Raw genomic sequence first — 21,610 nt, 5'->3', positions numbered from 1 at the left:
AAAACCACGAGTATAGTGGTCTTGGAGTTCTTTTTTTATTTTTGCATCATAATTCTGTAAATCAGCATGGCGGCTTCGGCACGTGTGGAATGGGCAGTTGGTGTAAGCTGCTGCTGAGAGTCTCCTTTAATGAGACCTGCTGATACCAGCGTTGCAATATCATTTGCCGCATAATTAGAAATTTGATTATGGTCGGTGTAGCTGTCTAATGCAGAGGGGGAGGAAGCGGTCGTATTCGATTCCCATACCTCAGCAGCCTTCAATGCCCTAGCTGCCATAACAAACATTTCTTGTCTGGAGATGGAGTCATGAGGGTGGTAAAGGCCGTCGGTTTGGCCCGTAACGACCCCTAATTTCTGAGCTGTCATAAGTCCCTCATAAAAATAATCGTTAGGTGACACATCAGCAAAGCTATTTCCTTCTGCTGCGGATAGACCTAAAGCTCTAACCAATAAAAGTGCGAAATCTGCACGTGTAACAGTCTGGTCGGGCCTAAACTCTGTTTCTGTTACACCATTAATGACACCTTTTGATGTTAGTACTTCTACAATAAACTTCGCCCAATAAGAATCAGTTATGTCCCTGAACGTTTTGTGATTGTAAACGGCGGCGTATTGTCCAGATGAATTTGTTGTTGAGAAAATAGCTTGCTTCTTATCTGAATCATAATTCCCGCCTACTACCGGTTGGATGACTCCGTGCTCATTGACGTTCCACACTACAATAAAGGCGTTGTTCAATGGAGGTACAGCTGCTGGATAAGGAAGCCCAATTTGTATGGCCGAATTTAAACTCTCTAATTGAACTGTTGTACCATCCAAAAGTAACTCGTAATCAATAAGCAAACTTTCACCCAATTGCTTCTTTAAACTTCCTGTTGTATCGACAGGCTTGAGGAGCAAGGTAACCGTCTTCACATTGTCCAGTGTCTTCGCCGGGAATAGATTATCCGGAAGTACAAAGGTAGCTAGTGATGTATTGATCTCCAGCTGCAATGTGGATGCTCCAACAAGAAATGCTGCGGCAGGGAGAGTGACTTCAAATGAGCCAACTTTTGGCGATTGTTCCTCTGCGAGCTGAATTCTTAGGATTTTGTGGCCTGCGGAATTAGGTTTGGCTAAAGCCATAATCTTTTGTAAGGAAGATTCAGTCAATATTGCGCTAGCTTTTTCTCCATTCATAGTAGTAGGTATCTCAATCCTTACGCTACCGTCCAAATGGAGTATAGTAGTGGCCGAATCTCCAACCGATGTTCCGGAACTGCCTGCACTCACGGCAGCCGTCGGACTTGGAGAAGCGGTCGGACTCGGAGAAACAGTCGGACTCGGTGAGGCCGTCGGACTTGGAGAAGCCGTTGGGCTCGGAGAAACAGTCGGACTCGGAGAAGCCGTCGGACTTGGAGAAGCCGTCGGACTCGGAGAAGCCGTCGGACTTGGAGAAGCCGTTGGACTCGGAGAAGCCGTCGGACTTGGTTCCGGCCCATCCAAAGGAATGAACTTCAAGAAATCGCCCCAGATTATATTCCCGTCAGCATCCCGAGAGTAATTGACTACAGGATTTAAGCTGACAAAGTTAGAATCACTCAGTTCTAAACCTGATTTATTCGCCGATCGCGTACCGTCAAACATGAAATTATTGTCCGCAGCTAAAGAAGCTGGATATTGGTCTTTTGCAATGTTGGCAGTTCGGTAAGATAAGAAACCGTCAATCGTAAAGTCTGCAGTAATGTGATCATAAGTGGTGAAGCTTATATTACCACGCGTATTGTTAAATCCGATGTTGTTGATGGCGATCACACCTGGATTACTATTACTTGTAAAACCATAAGCGCCATTACCAAAAGCGATGGAATCGCGGATGGTATGTGTGACATGAATGCCTTCGCCACCAAGCTTGAAGCCATTTTTATCACCGGCACCTACGGTTCCGTCTGTTAAGAACCCATTGTTGAAGGCGGCGCTGTGCTCAATCAACACTGAACCTATTGCACCTGAGCCTGCTTTCGTATATAAGTCCCAGCCATCGTCGATATTGTTATGCGCCAGACAACCTCTAAAAATATTACCAACACCCGCAGTCAATTTTGCCGCGAAGCCATCGGCATTATTGTCAGATGGATCACGGTTGTCGAAGGAGGTACTGTTGAGAATTAAGTTGTAGGAAGGCCATTCACTGATTTCTATCGCGGTACCATCTGTTCGGCTGATTTGTAGACCAGTGTCACCATTCGCATAGAAACGGCTATTTTCAACGATGTTATAATTGCCTCCCACTGTAAAGCCCTTGGTATTCCCAGCTGAGCGAGTGAAATCAAGTCCCTTCACATGCCAATAGTTTCCGCTCAAGAGAACGCCTTCTGTTTTTTTGTCAAAATCAAAGATAGGTCTTGCTCCTGGTGCTGCTTCTATATACTTTTTGGCGGAGGCTTTGCCATCATTGTACTTTTTAATCTCAAGTGGTGATTTCCGCACATAACGACCCTCAAGCACAATAATATGCTGACCTGGTTTAACGAAATCAATCGCAGTATCGATATCAAGTGGGAGATTGATTGTTCCATCTCCGGAGCTTGATCCGGTGGGGGATACGTAGATATCATCATCTTCGTTATAACTTTTTAGGGTGACGGTAAAGTTGCTGATGATCTTCTCATAAGAGGTCAAATACTGAGTATCATCTGGTAAAAAAGTAATGCTGAAGTTCGTATCTCCTTGATCAAGAAGTCTCGTGGGAATAGAAAGACGTTTACCAGCTATTGCCTCGATATCCTGAGCGATGATCGTAGAACCTTGCTTCAACGTCACCGTTCCGTTGACATTAGAGCGCACAATCATTTGGTAAGCTGGATCTGAGGTTTTACTTAGTGAAAGTATATTTAAGCTAGGTGTGACGGGAGTCGCAGGTGGTTCTATTTTAGGAGAATCTGTAGCTGCTGAAGTGACTGTTAATTGAATATTGCTTACATTAATTGTGGCTAAACGAGCAGCATAGAATCCGACATACATTTTTGAATCCTGTACGCTTAGAATGTCTGGTGTGAAATGAATAGCTTGTTGGCCATTATTGAGCTGTCCTGTAAAACCACTATTCGTCTTTGCTAAGGTTAAATGGTAAGGTGCTGCTGGAACAGTATTGGCAGGTGCCGGACGTTCTTTTTGAAGCATGATGGTTTGAATCCCTTTACTGCCAGTCCCATCCGTTTTTTCAACTCCCGTACGGACAAAAAGCTGTGTGCCCAGATCGCTTTTCGTCCCGCCGCTATAACCACCGATGGCAGCTATATTGGATGCAAAGACGCTAGAATTTCCTTGTGTGCCGATGACGTCACGTGCCATAATGCCAAAAGATTCTTGCCCGTCATATGGATTTTTTGCAAAAGCCAACACTTGGATATCCGCAGACAGCACGAAATTATCTTCCGCAGCATCTAGCTCGGTGTAATAGAAGGTAATGCCGTCATGATCTTCGGTGACTTTACCGCCGCCTTCCAAAGCGATCAGTTGGGCGGATCCATCCTCGTTGACAATCGTCTGATTGTTAGCAGCTGAAGTGGACTGACCGAATTGAATGCTTTTCCAAACGGGATCCATCTTTTCTTTTACTGTAACGGAATACGTAATGGGCATAATAGAAGAATCGGTAGGGAGTATGCCAATTTCATACACTCCAGCTGCCTGATTGTTGAACTTGGAAGTGTCGAGCGTATAGCTGTTTAGCTTCTCTCTATCTGAATTATCATACACTTTGGATACGAAGAGATCTTTGCTGTCAAAGTTTTCGTTAATAAAAAAGGTAGTTTTAGGATAGCTGGTGACTTCGATGCCTACTAGTTTTTTAACGTTGACCTTAACTTGAAAAGAGGTTGTTAAGCCTTTATGCGTAATTGTGATTTTTTTATCCCCAGATGTCGTGGTGTCGAGAGGAGAGACTTTGTATTCATTGTTCAACAGCCGAATCTGTGTACCATCACTGTAATGAGCATAAACCACAAGTCCTTCTAGTTTGAGGGAGTCCCCGATATAGTAGAGTGTTTGTTTAGGTTCATTTCGAATTTCTAAAGCGGATAACGTCGCTGCTTTTACTTCCACGTTAAAGGTCGTTGTGATTGCCGGCGCCTCTGTTGAAGTAACGGATACCGCTGTGGAGCCTGATTGCGTAAATAGATACGGTAATAAATCGCTGACCGGTTGTCCGTTAATGGAGAGGGAATAAAGATCACTGGTCAGTTCTTTGGTCAGGAAGCCGTCGTTATAATTGGCAACAAGAACAAGACCTTCTGGATCGAAGGTATCCCCTGGGTAATATACGGTTTTAGCTGGATAATACTTCACTGATAATGAGGTCATAGATAATGGAACGATTTGCAAAGGAATGCTCACGAAAGCACCGTTGTAGTTAATGGTTATGATATTTTCTCCAACCTTGCTGCTATCAAAGCCTGTAACAATATAATCCGTAGAAGATAAAACTGCCTCGCTCTCATCAGAAAAAATAGCCTTAACGACTAATCCAGTCAAATCAAGGGGTTCACCAACCAGATAAGTGGTTTTCGTCATTGCGCTCGTATCAGCGGTTAAGCTGGTTACGATTTTGGATTCAAGCTGGATGTCTATGTCACTGAAAGTAACAGTTGCATCTCTAGCTACATAAATTCCGGCAAAAAGAGTATCTGTGAACGTATCGTCCAGTGTTATGATTTCGGTCTGATCACCCACACTTAATCGATAAGTATCTCCTGATTTTTTAATACTTAGCGAATATACAGCTCCTGCGGACGGAGCCTGGATATCGCTAAAAGGATTTAACTTCACTTGGGTGTCTTTTTTATAAAAACCTTTCATTACCTGATCCAAAGCACCCACCGCCGCATAGTTAGAAGTGGTTGTGCTTGTATCTCCGTTCGTCCCAATACTGTCGCGGAGCATAAGACCGAAGGATTTCTGGTTAGGTGTGCTGACAGTGCTATTGCTATTAAAAGCAATCACTGAAGCGGTCGCTTTCAGTTCAAAGTTCGCTTCCACAGGAATCTCTTTCGAATAAAAAGATAATCCCTCATCGCTGCTGGAGATTTTGCCGCCGTAAGTCGTCATCGTTACAGAGGTTGGACTTTCAATAATAGGTTCGGGGTTCTTTGCTGGACTAGTATTGCCTCCGAAGGCGCTGAAGCCCCAAGGTCCTAGCTCGATTTGACCTTCTTGACTGAATTGAATATTTCGGAACGTAACCGTAGTATTTCTAGCGGTATAAAGGCCCGCAAATTGAATGGAGCCGTCAAAGCTTTCGATCGTTTTGGTTTCATTGCCGATGCGGACAATATACAGATTTCCGGTCTTTTTGATGCTTAATTCGTAATTCTCTCCTTGGGCAGGGCGATTAGTGTTATCAAACACGTACCCAAGTTTCTGTAGGCTTGTATTTTGCAATTTGTGAAACGCTTTCATTTCTTGATCCAAAGCACCCACGGCGACATAATCACCAGAGTAGGCTCCGAATTGGTTATCCCACACATTGCCGCGCAGCATTATTCCGAAGGAAACTTGGTTATTGGCTGTCCAAGCATCCACGTGAGCCGTTGCCTTCAATTCAAAATTAACACTTGGATCAACTTCTTTAAAGTAATAAGCGATACCTTCCGTGCTGCCCGATACTTTACCTCTATCGTTCGAGCTTCGCAGTGTTGCTGATCCATCCGTGTTCTCCGTAATGCCAAAGTTAGCCGCAGTAATCTTGTCTTGCCCCCCAACATCACCAAATACGCTACCTTGCCATTCACTTTGAATGTTAATCATTCCTTCATAAGGATCTGGTGCTTCCTCTGCAAACATCGATAACGGAAAAGAGGAACACAAAAGCAGGAAGGTTACGAACATGGCTAACAAACGTTGTTGTTTTCTCAATGATTAAAACCTCTCCTTATATGATCGATTTTGACTAAAGCTAAGCTTGATCATCCGAAATTATACGTTATCACTAAAGCGTACAGCTATAATCAATACGCCATATAACGCTGTTTATGCAGCAGGAGAGGGATAATCTGAGTTAATGACACCCGGTTTATGCCTTTGCTTCTGCTACTTACGTGGAGTTTTCGGAGTCTGTTGCTGGTGGTTAGTACGCTGGCGTGGTGGTTACGGGCGCCGAAGCTGCCGGTAAGTATGCTTGCAGTGGAAGTCCGCGAACGTTTGAGCAAAAATTACGCCCGCGATTGTCGTTACGGACCGTAGTGCAGCTATTTCAGCTAATTCGCTCATTTTCCCTAAGTTTCGGACTGCATAGCTCTTAATGAGCTGAAAAAGTGGATCAGAGCAGTGTTTTTGAGTAAATAGCTGCGTATGAGTCCGATAGTGCGGAGAAATCGAAGATTATTGGCAAATAAGAGCTATACGGTCCGAACGTATAGAGTGCATTGGTGATAGTCGTAGGTATTCTATAAAATGCGTAGTTTCTGAAAAAATCAAAGCCTTTACACGGGCTTGTGCTGTTGTTAAGTACTTTCCGCGTGGTGGTTACGGACCGTAACGCAGCTATTTCAGCTAATTCGCTCATTTTCCCTGAGTTTCGGACTGCATAGCTCTTAATGAGCAGAAAAAGTGGATCAGAGCAGTGTTTTTGAGTAAATAGCTACAACTGAGTCCGATAGCGTGGCGAAAACGAGGAAATTCAGCAAATAAGGGCTGTACGGTCCGAACGTAGGGAGTGCATTGGTGATAGTCGTAGGTATTCTATCAGATACGTAGATTCTGGGGAAATCATAGCCAATACACGGGCTTGGGCAGTCATTACTTCCGCGGTTGTCGTTACGGACCGTAGTGCAACTATTTCAGCTAATTCGCTCATTTTCCCTGAGTTTCGGACTGCATAGCTCTTAATGAGCAGAAAAAGTGGATCAGAGCAGTGTTTTTGAGTAAATAGCTACAACTGAGTCCGATAACGTGGCGAAAACGAGGAAATTCAGTAAATAAGGACTATACAGTCCGAACATAGGGAGTTCAGCTGGCGAGAGTGCATAATGGATGGCAAACAGATTAAAACTGGCTTACAAAGTGAACCAAATCATCTAAATATGGCTCAACAACAATATGTCGTGGAAAAAAGACAGCGGTCAAATATGTTCTTAATGGTGATGAGGCATTCTTTTTTGAGAGCATAGAGTGATCAGCATCAGGAATATAGAAGACTGAAAGCAGATTTTCAGGAATTTTTTCACGGTAAACACGTTCGGTTTCCTCAACATCTACATTTATATCTTGCCCGCCAAGAACTAAATGGACAGGTGTAGTGAAGTTTTTTAAATCCCCGCTCGCATCTGACTGATAATTTTTAGCGAAAAAACCCCATTTTTCTTTGGAAATTAAATCGTCCGATTGTGCAATTCGCAAGTAACTTTCATACGACGCCTGTTCTTTAAGTAGCAGTAGGATTTGCGCGTTATAATCTTCTCTCTTTTTTATCTCCTGTTCTGAAAAACCTTCTAAAATCATCTCTTGTCTGGTATTGTATTGTCCTTGAGAAATCCATTGAATGGCGGTGGATACAAGAATACTGAAGGCGAGATCAGGCACTTTTTTAACAATCTTAGGAATCACCCAGCCCGCCTGACTTGCTCCCCACAAACCAATAGCTTGATCATCAATCATAGGTAAGGCTTTAGCCCAGTTAATCGCATAAATAGTTTCTTGCGCTCTATCCTCCATGCTTTGCTCTAGCCAGTTCCCTGAAGAACCCCCAATACCCGGTTTGTTAAGAGATAAGGAAGCATATCCGGCAGAGGCGAGCTTTTCCCACAAAGGTTTATATCCATCATCGTAAGTATCATTAACTGGGCCATCCCCATGAACAAAAACTACCAGTCCGACGGTTCCAGAGTAGCTTTTGGGCAGAACTAAGGTTCCTGTTAGTTGACCTTGAGGCGTATCAATTTCAATTTTTTGCTCAGTCATTGAAAAAGAATGTTGCTGTAGTACGAACAGGACCGCTGCAATCAACAACGAAATGGTAATCATCCAGACAGTTAGCTTAATTTTCTTTTTCATTCATTGATCCCCCAGATTGTAGCGATGTTTTTCTTATCATGTAATGCCAAACAGGCTCTTTAAAAAGTAAATGTCTTACCGCGCTATAGTCAGATTTATGGATCTCAAAGTTCAACTGCTGGTACATATTAATGGCACGTTTATTCTTGTTAGCAACATGTAGCGTTAATTTTTCAATTTCAGAATGACTGTTGACAAAATCTGCCGCCCAACCCAGCAACTCTTTGCCAATTCCCTTATTACGGTGACTGGACCGAACAGCCAAATGAGCCACATAACACTCTTTTGCTCTAGGTTGATAATCCAAAAAATATAACCCAAGGATTAACTTACAAACATTTAAGTATCCAAATTTCTTGAATAGCTGCAAAAAGGGAGCCCGATTCAGTGGTTTAATTGATCCTTTTTTAAGGGAGATTGTATCCTGCCATTTTAAGTAGATAGTGCCAACCACTTCTCCGTTTTCATAAGCGATTATTTGTTTGGATGATAAAGAAGTAGAATCTTGTTCCCAAAGTCTTATAAGTAGATCAGCAATTTCATTGTCCTCGAGAGAGAGGAGAGAGTGGAATTTCCCGTGAAATGCATCTACCAAAAGCCTGCTTACAGCCTCACGATCTTGTTCCTGGTAATGGGCGATGATAACCTCGTTTGTACTCATTTAGTGGTATCATCTAAGGCATGCTCGATTTGAATTTGAAGCTCATAATGAAGCTTGTCGTTGTTAAACATGGATAGGTACGATTTCTCCAAAATGATGATTGGTCCCAATACCATGTAGTGATGCCCATTTAAAAAGTGTTCCAGCTTGGCAATCTCATGATCTACATCCTGATCGTCTGTTACAAAAAATGCTTTATAGAGATAACACCCTTTTTCTAAAACAATGTCAGGGGCGGGAGTGGTTTCAATGGTTTTAAAGCATAAGGTTACTTGTTCAGAATCGTATACATAATGCAAATCTGTTTCAAATAAATGATGGTACTGCGGTCTTTTTTCATATAAACTTCGTGCAGTTAGTGTTTCGTTATCCTCTAGCACCAACCACTTTTTCAGATAACGATTGTCCACATGTTTAATTTGATAATCCCCCTTCATGTTGCCATAATCTGCATGCTCTTTTAGTACCTTTTGTATAAATTGTTGCAGAATTATTAATTGGTTTATTTCTGAGTTGATTTTGTTTAACGATTTCTCTAACAGCAGTTGGTAGTCATTCGTTGCGGATTTATTCATACTTTGGCTAATGGTGCTGACAGGGATGTTTAATTTGCGGAGCAACAGGATATGTGCCAATTGATAGATCTCATCGATGCCGTACATCCGGTACTGATTATTGTCTATATAGGATGGAAACAGGATTTCTTTTTCTTCAAAATATCGAATCTGGTGGATAGATACATTCATAAGTTTTGATAGTTCGCCAATTGTAAGGTACGGATTCAAGGGCGGTGCTCCTAACTGTAAGTTATTTGATAAAATAACTATAAACCTTAGGTCAGACCTAAGGTCAAGCGTTGATTAAAATACGGACTAAGCAGAGCACTTTTTTTCTAAATAATGATTAGTAATAGTAATGGGTGGTATTGAAAAAGACTTAGATTTTGGAAGGACAATGCGGGGGTGCAACGGATTAGATTCAGGATCATTTTTTTGTATGAGCCTTGCTGGTATGACCCTAGAGTTGCCATTACGGACCGTAATGCAGCTATTTTAGCTAATTCGCTCATTTTCCGTGAGTTTCGGACTGCATAGCTCTTAATGAGCTGAAGAATTGGGTCAGAGCAGGGTTTTTGAGTAAATAGCTGCAACTGAGTCCGATAGCGTGGCGAAAACGAAGATAATTGGGAAATAAGAGCTATACGGTCCGAACGTAACTTTGTTAATCAAACCATACTAATCAAAACAAACTAATCAAGTCATCACATTCTAAGCTGATGGGTTCGATTGCGTACTTTTCCACCGACGATCTCTAGTAGCTGCTGTTCAACTAACTCATGTAAAACACGTCGGGCATGGCGATTAGTGACTCTAAGATGGTGGGTGAGCTCTACAGGTGTGAACGGACGCAGAAGACGTCTTGCGAAACGAAGTGTTTCAGCTTCTAACCAAGTTAATGAAGAGGGCGCGTCTGAAGCCATGAATTTGCCGATGAATGCGAGTACTAGTTGTTGACATAGCTGAGGCTCGTCCGTGATTGAAGGATAGGCGATGGATAGGAAGGTCCAACCGTCTAGCGATAATAAGGAATGGCGTCTACATAAATCTTTGAATCGTCGTACATCAAGATCTCTAGCATGCGGACCGTAGCCTTGAATCTCAATTCCACCCTTTGCTCCACCTGGCATATAGGCCAGATCAAGATAACGATAACCATTGTTGAAATCGCGCACTTCCCATTCGGGGAACAAGTAGTTGAAGTTTCCTACAGCAGGAAACCATACGGCACGCAGAAATTCGACTGTTCCATAGCCCAACCCTTTTGCAAGAAGCTCCTGTCTGCGGGGATTGTTCTCCTTATCCAAGTTGATCTGTAACCATTCCTCTAGTTGCTGTTCGAATCTGGACATTTTGTATATCCTCCTTAAGTAATTTTTTGAAAAAAGAAAAAGCCGCTCCCATACAATTCCTCCTGAGCTTAACCCAGGATAGAGATTGTATAAAAGCGGCGTGTTCTTCACGTCCTATAGTTGCTATTATAACGAGTGCTGGGGATTTCTTCAATGAGTTACTGTGTATAAAGATGACGAATTCTAGTAGGTTTTAAAGGAAGGAAGCTAGCAGGGTGAACGAGCTGAATTTGCTGAAGTTAATAGTTACTCTAAAAGCGGATTCTTCCCCCGCGCGGCCGCATGGCTTTTCTAGGACGATCATCATATGCTTACTGATCCGCAAAAATGGATTACGTGCTCTGCGCAATATCATTATTCATTTTCGAACGTTGCGGACCGTATTGCAGCTATTCGTACATTTTCGCTCGTATTCCAAAAGTTACGGACTGCATAGCTCTTATTAGCTGCAAATCGACTCAAAATGGGGTAGTTATGTGCAAATAGTTGCAACTGAGTCCGATAGCGTGTCAAAACCCTCGTTTTTCAACAAATAAGGTCTTTTGAGTCCGCAAACGCGCGGTGTAAGTATTCAGAGTTCCCAACGACGTCAGAATTGTCTATCTAGTCCAAGATGTCAGATATCATTGTTTTCATGTCTTCCATGTCACCAAAGTCATGTAACTCCGGGATGAACGGACAGTATTGCAGCTATTCGTACATTTTCGCTCGTATTCCAAAAGTTACGGACTGCATAGCTCTTATTAGCTGCAAATCGACTCAAAAAAGGGTGGTTATGAGCATATAGTTGCAACTGAGTCCGATAGCGTGTCAAAACCCTCGTTTTCAGCAAATAAGGTCTCCTGAGTCCGCAAACGCGCGGTGTAAGCATTCAGAGCCGCAAGAATTCTCAGACCCTCTTTTCATACAAGTCCCGCTTTTTCCGAAAAAAATCCTAATAAAGGCCTATTACTTTGTCGAATTGTGAAGGAAATTAGAAAATTTTATAGAATTATCTATGTTCATCTAGACTTTTTACTCTACATCACGTGTTGCAGGATGGCCCTGGTGATTGCTGCAGCTTTACTCTTCCATAAAAGGGGCCGATACGATGCTCAAAAGGACATTACTTATCTATCTGATTGGTTTAATTTTATTATCTGCGATTCCTCTATCCATTCTTATGGGTCACGATAAACAAGGGAGTCACCTGCAAGTGCAGCATGGAGTCATGGATCTCGCAGCTTGGGATTACGAACAGGATAAGATTATCAAGTTAGACGGTGAATGGGAGTTTTATTGGAATCACTTATTAACTCCTGAGCATTTTAGGGCGGGTAACGCAGATATACCTGCTTCTTCAGCTTGGATGGAGGTGCCCTCCCGGTGGAACGGCAACATCGTTAATGGAAGCCCTTTACCTGCCTTCGGTTCCGCCACCTATCGGATGGTTCTAAAAAACCTGCCTGTAAGCGGGGTATTCGCCTTGAAAAAAACAAATATCCGCTTTTCAAGCAGGATTTTTGTTAATGGACAGTCAGTTATTGAGGATGGAAATCCTGCTGCTAATGAAGCTGATTATCGGTCAGGGAATATCCCGCTGATTGGGCTTTTTTCGTCTGATAAGGGAGATGTAGAAATCATAATTCAAGTCTCCAACTTCGATTATGTAAATGGGGGTATTCCGGTTTCTTTATCCTTTGGTGAGGAAGCAGCAATGATGGAGGTTCAGCAGAAGAGTACGGCCCGTGAATTTAGCACCGTTGCTATTTTAGGCACACTTGCCCTTATCTTTTTTATCTGCTTTGGGGCGGCGTCCTTATACCGTAAGCAGGATTACTCTTTACTTGTATTTGCTACTATTTGTTTGCTGTTTGCGATATATCATGGGTTGATCGGCGAGCGTTCACTCTTACTCTTTTTCCCTAAACTTTCGTTCATAGTGCTCTACAAAGTAAAGGATATAAGCTCCATCTCCTGCTTTATTGTGCTCGCAATATTTTTTTACCAAATGCACAAAAGCATAATATCTTTAAAATTTACTCAAGCCATAACGATTGTTTTAGGCAGCTTTATAATTCTGGTCGCCATCCTGCCGATTCGTTCTTACACGGTCATTTATCCGTATGTGATTATTTTATATGAGCTGATGTTAATTTGGATGTTATGTAGAGTGGCTACCCTATATATTAGAAGCGCAGAAGTAAATAGAATCAAATTGCTGCTGATGTTTATGGCGATTCTAGCTATTAATCTATATTCCATAGACATTATTTTGTTTGCTCTTTCTATAAAAGAGAACCTTTGGCTCGGGCAGTTTTACATTGTGGCTTTTAATATCATCATGATCGTGCTGATTGTTCTACGTTTTTTTGAAGCCTACCATACCATAGACGAGATGAAAAACCAGCTGATCGGGCTGGATAAAATTAAAGATGAATTCCTTTCCAACACCTCACATGAACTAAAAACACCTCTAAATGCCATAGTGAACATTACAGCTACGCTGCTGGATGGGGTTGAGGGTCCAGTTAATGAAAAACAAGCGCAGAATCTAGCGATCGTAATAGGGAGCGGCAGAAGATTAACACATATGGTAAATGAACTACTTGATTATTCCAAAATGAAGTATGGAGACATCACATTATACAAAAGCAACCTGGATTTGAAAGCCGTTGTTGATTCCGTCATTGGTATTCATTCTTTTTTGCTCGGAGAAAAGTCGATCCTGCTCGTTAACAGAGTCGCTTCGAATTTTCCTATGGTGAATGCAGATGGCAATCGTCTGATTCAAATTTTCCACAACTTGGTTGATAATGCGATTAAATTTACGGAACAGGGTGAAATAGAGATTAGTGCCAGAGTTATTCAGGAGTGGGTGGAAGTACGTGTGGCAGACACAGGTTTGGGTATCTCACCGGATATGCAGGAGCGTATTTTCAAAGCTTTTGAGCAGGTGGATGAGGCGGAGATTCATAGTCATGGTGGAACAGGGCTCGGATTAAGTATTACTAAGAAGCTAGTAGAACTGCATGGTGGGAACATAGCTGTGGAATCTACAGTGGAAAAAGGTTCGGTGTTTATTTTTACACTTCCACGGTGGGATAAAGCGGTTAAGCCAATCTCGAGGCCAACCCTTAAGGCGGCACATTCTTATAAAGAATTAAGTTTCTCCCATGGTAGTTATCCCCTTTATATCAAAGGCGAGATCAATGAGCCCATTTTAGTAGTGGACGATGATTTTGCCAATCTGCAATCTATGATCAATCTGTTTAAGCTAGAGAAATATTCTATTGTGGTTGTCAATCGCGGGCAGATGGCACTTGAGGAGCTAGCGAAAAACACAGACTTTTTTCTGGTGGTACTGGATATTACCATGCCGGACATTTCGGGTTACGAGGTTCTGCAAAAGATTAGAGAGAGATTTACTCCTTTTGAACTGCCTGTGTTAATGCTGACGGCCAAGAACAGGGTGAGCGATATGAAGATGTCCATGGATAACGGTGCAAATGACTATGTGGGAAAACCTTTTGAAGCTGAAGAGCTAATGGCACGTGTTAAAAGTCTGACCCGATTGAGAGCTTCCGTGAAGACTGCCAAAGACGCCGAAATTGCTTTTTTACGATCCCAGATCAAACCTCATTTCTTATACAATGCTCTGAATTCAATTGCTGAACTATGTGTGGAGGAACCTGAGAAGGCCGAAGAGTTGACACTGCAGCTGTCCCAGTATTTGCGAAGCAGCTTTGATTTCAAACAACTGGATTCACTAACGAGTCTGGAGAATGAGCTTGAGCTGGTAGAGGCTTATATCAATATTGAAAAAGCACGCTTCGGTGCCAGATTAAATGTGGAATATGATGTGAGAGTGAATACGGATTACCGGATTCCTCCGCTGATTCTACAGCCTTTGGTCGAAAATGCAATAAGGCATGGCCTAATGTCCAATTTGCGGGGTGGCACGGTAATTATATCTGTAAAAGAATTAGAGAATTCTGTGATTAGCTTTATTGTGGAGGATAATGGATCTGGAATGAGTGAGCATAAATTGAAAGAAGTAATGCAGTCAGATGTAGATAAAAGAGGGGTGGGGCTGTGGAATATCAGTCAGCGCATCAAGCTATTATATGGAAAAAATATTCATATTCAAAGTGCTGAAGGATTAGGCACAACGGTATCTTTTGAAATTCCAATACAGCAGCTTAAGCGGATGGGAGGTTGAGGCATGCTGCGAGCGATTATTGTAGATGATGAGGAGTTATCGGTAAAACGCCTGAAGCGGATCTTATCGCAGAGCGGAGAGATTGATGTCTATGAGACGTTTTTGAATCCTGCGGTAGCTTATGCTTTTGCGAAGGCCAATCCGATAGATGTAGCTTTTTTGGATATTTCTATGCCTGAGACGAATGGGATGAAGCTTTCTAGCCTTTTGCATGAATTGGATGAATCGATAGATGTGGTTTTTGTAACCGGATTTGATGAGTATGCGCTGCAGGCTTTTGACCTGAGTGCAGTGGATTATCTTTTGAAGCCTGTAACTGCGGAGCGGTTGTCTAAGACGTTAGAGAAACTCAAAAAAATAAATCGAAATACAACGGTTGAGCCTACGTTAGAAGTTTTTTTATTTAATGGTTTAAAAGTGTACCGCAGAACGCAGAACAGAGAGCTAATCAAGCTGAGAAGTCCAAAAACAGAAGAATTATTTGCTTTTCTGGTTAGTAAAGGGACGGTTAGCCGGGAGGAAATTATCGACACGTTGTGGAGCGGATTGGAGCCTGAAAAAGCGTGGAAGAATCTGAACTCGACGCTGTATTATATTCGAAAAGCAATCGGCGCCAATTATATAAAAGCTAGCAGGAACGAAATTCATATAGTAGAGAGCAGCATTTATTGTGATCTGTATGAATTTGAGCGATTGTTAAAGCAAATCAGGCAAACCTCTGAAAGACATGTTGAATGGATGATTCAAGCAGAAGGTTTATACACAGGAGCATTACTTAAAGGAAAAGCCTATGAATGGGCCAGTAGCAGGACGCGCAGACTCGAGCATGAATATATAGGATTGCTGGAGCTGGCTGCAAGATTTCATTTGGAGCAGAATCAGCAGCAGCAAGCACTGCATTATTTTGGAGAAATAATAAAATTAGATTCCTTGCGAGAGGACATCTATCATGAAATCATCAACTTATTAATTGAATTAGGGCGAATGAATGAAGCACAGCGGAAATTTGGTCAATTGGAAGAGATGCTGCAGCAAGAGCTCGGAACAACACCCGATCCTAAACTCAAAGCGTTAATGAAACAGAAGTTATTGTAATGGAAGGAACCTTCGAATGGATGGTTATCGAGGGTTCTTTTTTTGTTTATTTTTTGTTTATCTTAATTTTGTATAATACTCTCGATTATTGTCGAATTAAGGACATGATTTATGCTAGAGGGGGAAATAGAGTTTGAAGCCATCATTTATGAAAATAGGCATTAGTATTTCGTTATGTACTGGACTTGTGGTGCAGGGGGTGGGTCCTATGCAAACTCCAATCATAAGTGCAAAAGCTAGTTTCGGTTGGCTCGAGAATAGCCCAGCTATAATAACGTCCATCAATGAAGATGACTATTCCAACGCAGGAGTTGAGGTAGCCAGCTTTTTGACAGGAAAAGTATCGGATCCAGCGTCAACAGGGATTGCTGTAGTAGCTTTAGATAATACCAAAGGGGCCTGGCAGTATTACAACACGGTGGGACGAATTTGGTATAATATCGAGCCGGTGTCGAACAGTAATGCTTTTCTGCTGCTGAAATCGGAGAAAATCCGTTTTGTCCCGGCGAAAGACTGGAACGGAACGGCATCCATTAGCTTTAAGCTATGGGATACAACAGCATCCGGTTATCAAAATTATCAAAAAAATGCGAATACCACAGTATCTGCCGCGTTCAGCTCAGATCCGGGTATAGCCGTAATTACTGTAAATCCAGTGAACGATGCACCTTATCTGACAGAACTAAATGGTGGGGACTATCTTAGTTTTGACGGTAACGGGGATTATGTGACCTTCCCGGATCAACGGATTTATGGGAATTCTTTTACAGTTGAAGGATTTTTGAAGGTAGATGCTTTTCAGACATGGATGAGATTTTTTGAATCATCGATCGCAGAGCAGAACCACAATATTTTTGTAGGTTTTAATGGCAAACGGATGAATTTCACTGCCTACACTAATAAGGGAGATATTAATGTCACTGAGGATTTCCCGATTTCTAAATGGGTTCATGTCGCGATTGTTTATGATCACAGTCAGAAAAAGGGACGGATTTATTGGGATGGTGTACTTAAGGCAGAAGGGGCCATGGATTTAAGTACAGTAGGAAACGTTGCACGTCCGAATAACTGGCTTGGAAAAAGCACGTGGAGACAGGACGGAGATTATAACGGCGGAATGAGAGACGTTAGGTTCTGGAGTAAAGCCAAGAGCCAAAGTGATATTGTTCGAGAAATGAATGTCGACTTGACAGGCTCGGAGCCTAATCTGGCTTTAAACTATAAATTAGCGAATAGCAATGATGGGAATGTCGCTATTAATACCTCTGGTCTTCCCCTTAAGAACGGTACAATTACTGGGGCAACCTGGAAGCAGGACACAGGTTTTATGGGGAATACTACAACCGATAAAAACAAGTCGGTCTCACGATCCTTTAAGGTCCTCGATGTGGATGGAGATGACCTACAAGTATCAGCTACTTCCTCGAATACGCTCTTAATTCCGAATAATGGACTGAAAGTAAGTGGAAGTGGTGAGCAACGGACTTTAGAAATAACACCCGCAGCGAATGCTTTTGGCACCAGTGTGATTTCTGTTAAGGTAAGTGATGGAGCATTAAGCAACACATACACTTTTAATGTGACCGTAAACAATACGGGGGATGTAATCGTAACCGGAGTGACCCTGGATAAACCATCACTCAGTTTAACGGAAGGAGAAGCAGGAGACACGCTTAGTGCCGTAATAGCACCTGCTGATGCCACGAACAAAACAGTAAATTGGAGCTCTAGTGATGAGACTGTTGCAACCGTTGTAAACGGGGTGGTAACTCCAGTTGGCGTTGGAACAGCGATCATCACGGTAACGACTACTGATGGAAGTTTTACTGCTTCGTCTGTAGTAAATGTAAGTGCTCCAATCCCGCCGGTTGTGAACGTAACTGGTGTGAAGCTAGATCAGGAAACACTGGATTTAACAGCTGGTGAAGCTGATGGACTCCTAAAAGCAACAATAGAGCCTGCCAATTCAACGGATAAAGACGTGATTTGGAGCTCGAGCGATGAAACTGTAGCGACCGTAGTGAATGGAGTAGTAACTCCGGTTGGTGAGGGTAAAGCGATCATTACGGTAACGACGAAAGATGGAAGTTTTACAGCTTCGTCTGTAGTAAATGTGAGTGCCCCAATCCCGCCCGTTGTGGACGTAACTGGAGTGAAGCTAGATCAGGAGACACTGAATTTAACAGCTGGTGAAGCTGATGGAATTCTAAAAGCAACAATAGAGCCTGCCAATGCAACGGATAAAGACGTGATCTGGAGCTCGAGCGATGAAACAGTCGCGACCGTTGTGAACGGAGTAATAACTCCGGTTGGAGAGGGTACAGCGGTTATTACGGTAACGACGAAAGATGGAAGTTTTACAGCTTCGTCTGTAGTAAATGTGAGTGCCCCAATCCCGCCCGTTGTGGACGTAACTGGAGTGAAGTTAGATCAGGAAACACTGAATTTAACAGCTGGTGAAGCTGATGGAATTCTAAAAGCAACAATAGAGCCTGCCAATGCAACGGATAAAGACGTGATCTGGAGCTCGAGCGATGAAACAGTCGCGACCGTTGTGAACGGAGTAATAACTCCGGTTGGAGAGGGTAAAGCGATCATAACGGTAACGACGAAAGATGGAAGTTATGCGGCTTCAACGACAGTTAATGTAGCCGCTCCAAAGCCACCTAGCGTTATCGTAACTGGGGTGATTTTAGACCAGACAGAACTTAACTTAACGGTGGGTGAAGGCGACGGGAATCTACAAGTTACAGTAGCACCTGCTAATGCGACAAATAAAGGTGTAATCTGGAGCTCCAGCGATGAGACCGTAGCTAAGGTTGTTTATGGAGTAGTAACTCCGATTGGTGAGGGAACAGCCATCATTACGGTAACGACGAAAGATGGAAGTTATACGGCTTCTACAACCGTCACTGTGAAGGCTCCTGTTAAGCCAGTTACAGCACCAGGAATTCCAACATCTGTAACTGCAACTGCAGAGAATGGTCAAGCAATCATCACCTTTATACCGCCGGTGAACGATGGAGGCAGCGAAATCACAGGATATATTGTAACTGCTAATCCGGGAGGTTTGACGGTTACGGGAACTGGAAGTCCACTGACAATCAGTGGTTTGACGAATGGAACAAGCTATACCTTCACGGTACAGGCAATCAATAAAGCTGGCATCAGCGAATCCTCTGCTGAGTCCAATGCAGTTGTTCCTAGCACTTCATCTGGTGGTGATGTTGTTGTTCCGTGGCAACCAACCCCATCAGCAACTCCGGCACCTGTGGTAAATGATGCTTCCATCCTAATCAATGGTAAAGCGGAAACAGTGGGAACCGCAACGAATGGTAAACGGAATGAGCAAACGTTAACCACCATTGTGTTAGATCAGAAGAAGCTAGAGGACAAACTCGCCACTGAAGGTAAAGGTACGGTAGTTTCTCTCGCTGCAAATAGTAAATCTGATGTTATAGTTGGCGAACTAAACGGACAAATGGTTAAAAATATGCAGGGTAATCAGGCAATTCTTGAGATCAAAACAGGAAATGCGACATTTACACTGCCTGCTCAGCAAATTAATATTGACGCTTTGAACGAGCAAATCGGCAAGTCGGTAGCTTTGCAAGATATTAAGATACAGATTGAAATTAGCGCCCCTACAGCCGATAAAGTTAAAGCTTTAGAAGCAGCTGCCCAAAAAGGATCCTTTTCATTAGTTTCCGCGCCAGTTAATTTTACGGCCAGAGGTATCTACGGAGAAAAGAGTATTGAACTTTCCCAATTCAATACGTATGTTAAACGTACCATAGCCATTCCTGAGGGGATGGACCCGAACAAGATTACAACTGGAGTGTATGTTGATTCCGAAGGTTCGGTACACCATGTACCTACTAAAGTGGTTGTAATTGATGGCAAATATTTTGCTACTATTAACAGCTTAAGCGGAGGTACTTACTCCGTAATCTGGCATCCGCTTGAATTTAGTGATGTGGCTAATCACTGGGCAAAAGAGGCAGTGAACGATATGGGCTCTCGATTAGTCATTGAGGGAACAGGTAATGGTCAATTTACTCCGGATCAAGCCATTACCCGTGCAGAGTTTGCGGCGATTGTTGTACGCGGTCTGGGACTTGAGATGGAACAAGCTGCAACACCATTCTCAGATGTAAAGACCACGGATTGGTATAACAGTGCGATCAACACAGCATTTGCTTATCAATTAATCAATGGTTTTGAAGATGGTATGTTCCGCCCTGATGAACATATTACCCGTGAACAAGCGATGTTAATTATCGCCAAAGCGATGAAAATTACAGCGCTACAGACTAAGCTTTCTGTTCAATCGGCTGACGTTTTGTTAGCTCCATTTACAGATAGTAGTGAGGTTTCTAACTGGGCGATCAGTGGAGTTACTGACACTTTGCAGGCAGGCATTATCATGGGAAGAAGCAGTAAAGGGCTTGCTCCGAAAGATGATATGACCAGAGCTGAGGTTGCAGAGATCGTGAAGCGGCTACTTGAAAAGTCGGATTTAATCTAATCTACTGAGCTCCAGAATTGTGATCATTAGAGGATTCGTTCAAAGAAAATTGAACGAATCCTCTTTTCTTTTTATGGTTAGCCAAGCTGGAGAATGGCTAATTATCCAGAAAAAATAACTTAGCTCGTTTATACGATAATTAATCATTAATGAGGCTCATCCGCACCTTGCGAATATGGAGAATAATATATTCGATAGTGATGGTTATACTTCCTTACATTCTGCTGCTTTTCATACGGATAATGTAGAACTAATAGAGTTGTAAATCGAACATGGCGCCGACATTTCTGCTAAAATAAAAAGTGGTGAATCTGCATGGTCGGTTGCGATTAAGCAGAGTAATCATAATGTTGCAGAAATTCTTCGCGGAAAAGGAGTAGTCTTGAATGAAAATCACAGTGGATGATAAGAATGATTCAACGGTAGCTATAATCTCTGGTGAGGAGATCATAATCAATAATGTAAGGGATGCCTTAGACTTAATGATGAATGTGAAATACCAAGGATGCGATAAAATGCTTCTGAGGAAGGAACAGATTACGGATGATTTTTTCGAGCTAAAGTCTGGAGTTGCTGGTGAGATTGCACAAAAATATACAAACTATCAGATGAGAGTTGCTATCGTAGGAGAATTTACAAGCTATAACAGCAAAAGTCTGAATGATTTTATTTACGAATGCAATCAAGGCGATAAAATGTTGTTCAAAAGTACTGAAGCTGAGGCTTTAGCGGCCCTACATTTATGCAAATCGTGGAGATGATCCAGAGAGGAGTTATATCATGGATGAAAGTAAAATCACATATGAATCGATCGATGCCTATATTTCCGGGTTTTCGCTTGAGGTTCAGGAAATCCTTAATACGTTAAGAAAGGTGATAAAAGAGGCGGCACCGGAAGCAGAGGAAAAAATAAGCTATCAGATGCCTACTTTTGCATTACACGGAAATTTGGTGCATTTCGCTGCTTATCCCAAGCATATTGGATTCTATCCAACTCCAAGTGGAATTAATGCTTTTAAAGATGAATTATCAGGCTATAAAGGTGCTAAAGGTTCCGTTCAATTCCCTATTGATAAGCCTATGCCTTATGAATTAATTAGCAAGATTGTAACCTTCAGAGTCGCTGAGAATCTAAAAAAAGTTGAAGCAAAATAATGTCTCTACTGGTATGAAATAGAGAGGT

The 21,610-nt window shown here is 42.4% G+C and carries 11 protein-coding genes; 6 read left to right on the top strand and 5 right to left on the bottom strand.

Going from position 1 to position 21,610, the window contains the following annotated elements:
* Positions 1–35: 35 nt before the first annotated feature.
* From NSQ55_RS17470 to NSQ55_RS17450, 5 genes are all read right to left on the bottom strand, one after another.
* Positions 36–5,897: a bacterial Ig-like domain-containing protein gene (locus NSQ55_RS17470; RefSeq protein ID WP_339168262.1), complete on the bottom strand. Its 5,862-nt coding sequence runs from the start codon at positions 5,895–5,897 to the stop codon at positions 36–38.
* Between the two features lie 1,128 nt (positions 5,898–7,025).
* Positions 7,026–8,033, bottom strand: a complete 1,008-nt coding sequence (locus NSQ55_RS17465; protein WP_339168260.1) for an alpha/beta hydrolase — start codon at positions 8,031–8,033, stop codon at positions 7,026–7,028.
* Complete coding sequence (locus NSQ55_RS17460) at positions 8,017–8,694, bottom strand: GNAT family N-acetyltransferase (protein WP_339168258.1); 678 nt, start codon at positions 8,692–8,694, stop codon at positions 8,017–8,019. Before NSQ55_RS17460 ends, NSQ55_RS17465 begins: the two co-directional genes overlap by 17 nt.
* A complete protein-coding gene (locus tag NSQ55_RS17455; protein WP_339168257.1) occupies positions 8,691–9,479 on the bottom strand; it encodes a MerR family transcriptional regulator in 789 nt (262 codons plus the stop codon). The genes NSQ55_RS17460 and NSQ55_RS17455 overlap by 4 nt, the downstream gene beginning before the upstream one ends.
* Positions 9,480–9,955: 476 nt before the next feature.
* Positions 9,956–10,603 (bottom strand): transcriptional regulator, encoded by a 648-nt coding sequence (locus NSQ55_RS17450; RefSeq protein WP_339168256.1) that lies wholly within the window; start codon positions 10,601–10,603, stop codon positions 9,956–9,958.
* Between the two features lie 215 nt (positions 10,604–10,818).
* On the opposite strand from NSQ55_RS17450, the gene NSQ55_RS17445 reads away from it, so the two are divergent.
* From NSQ55_RS17445 to NSQ55_RS17420, 6 genes are all read left to right on the top strand, one after another.
* A complete protein-coding gene (locus tag NSQ55_RS17445; RefSeq protein WP_248548775.1) occupies positions 10,819–11,049 on the top strand; it encodes a hypothetical protein in 231 nt (76 codons plus the stop codon).
* A gap of 644 nt (positions 11,050–11,693) precedes the next feature.
* Positions 11,694–14,804 carry an ATP-binding protein gene (locus tag NSQ55_RS17440; RefSeq protein ID WP_143763968.1) on the top strand — a complete coding sequence of 1,037 codons (3,111 nt, stop codon included), beginning with the start codon at positions 11,694–11,696 and terminating at the stop codon, positions 14,802–14,804.
* 3 nt (positions 14,805–14,807) lie between these two features.
* Positions 14,808–15,899, top strand: coding sequence for a response regulator (locus NSQ55_RS17435; protein ID WP_339168253.1), 1,092 nt, complete (start codon positions 14,808–14,810; stop codon positions 15,897–15,899).
* Between the two features lie 133 nt (positions 15,900–16,032).
* Complete coding sequence (locus tag NSQ55_RS17430) at positions 16,033–20,427, top strand: Ig-like domain-containing protein (protein WP_339168252.1); 4,395 nt, start codon at positions 16,033–16,035, stop codon at positions 20,425–20,427.
* Positions 20,428–20,813: 386 nt separating this feature from the next.
* Positions 20,814–21,188, top strand: a complete 375-nt coding sequence (locus NSQ55_RS17425; RefSeq protein WP_076128242.1) for a DUF4180 domain-containing protein — start codon at positions 20,814–20,816, stop codon at positions 21,186–21,188.
* Positions 21,189–21,207: 19 nt separating this feature from the next.
* Positions 21,208–21,582: a DUF1801 domain-containing protein gene (locus tag NSQ55_RS17420; RefSeq protein WP_076304056.1), complete on the top strand. Its 375-nt coding sequence runs from the start codon at positions 21,208–21,210 to the stop codon at positions 21,580–21,582.
* Positions 21,583–21,610: the final 28 nt, after the last annotated feature.

This window comes from Paenibacillus sp. FSL H7-0943 (assembly GCF_037963265.1).
In the GTDB taxonomy this organism is placed as follows: Bacteria; Bacillota; Bacilli; order Paenibacillales; family Paenibacillaceae; genus Paenibacillus_AQ; species Paenibacillus_AQ odorifer.
The sequence above is the reverse complement of the archived record's forward strand: the minus strand, read 5'-3'. Positions and strand labels throughout refer to the sequence as shown.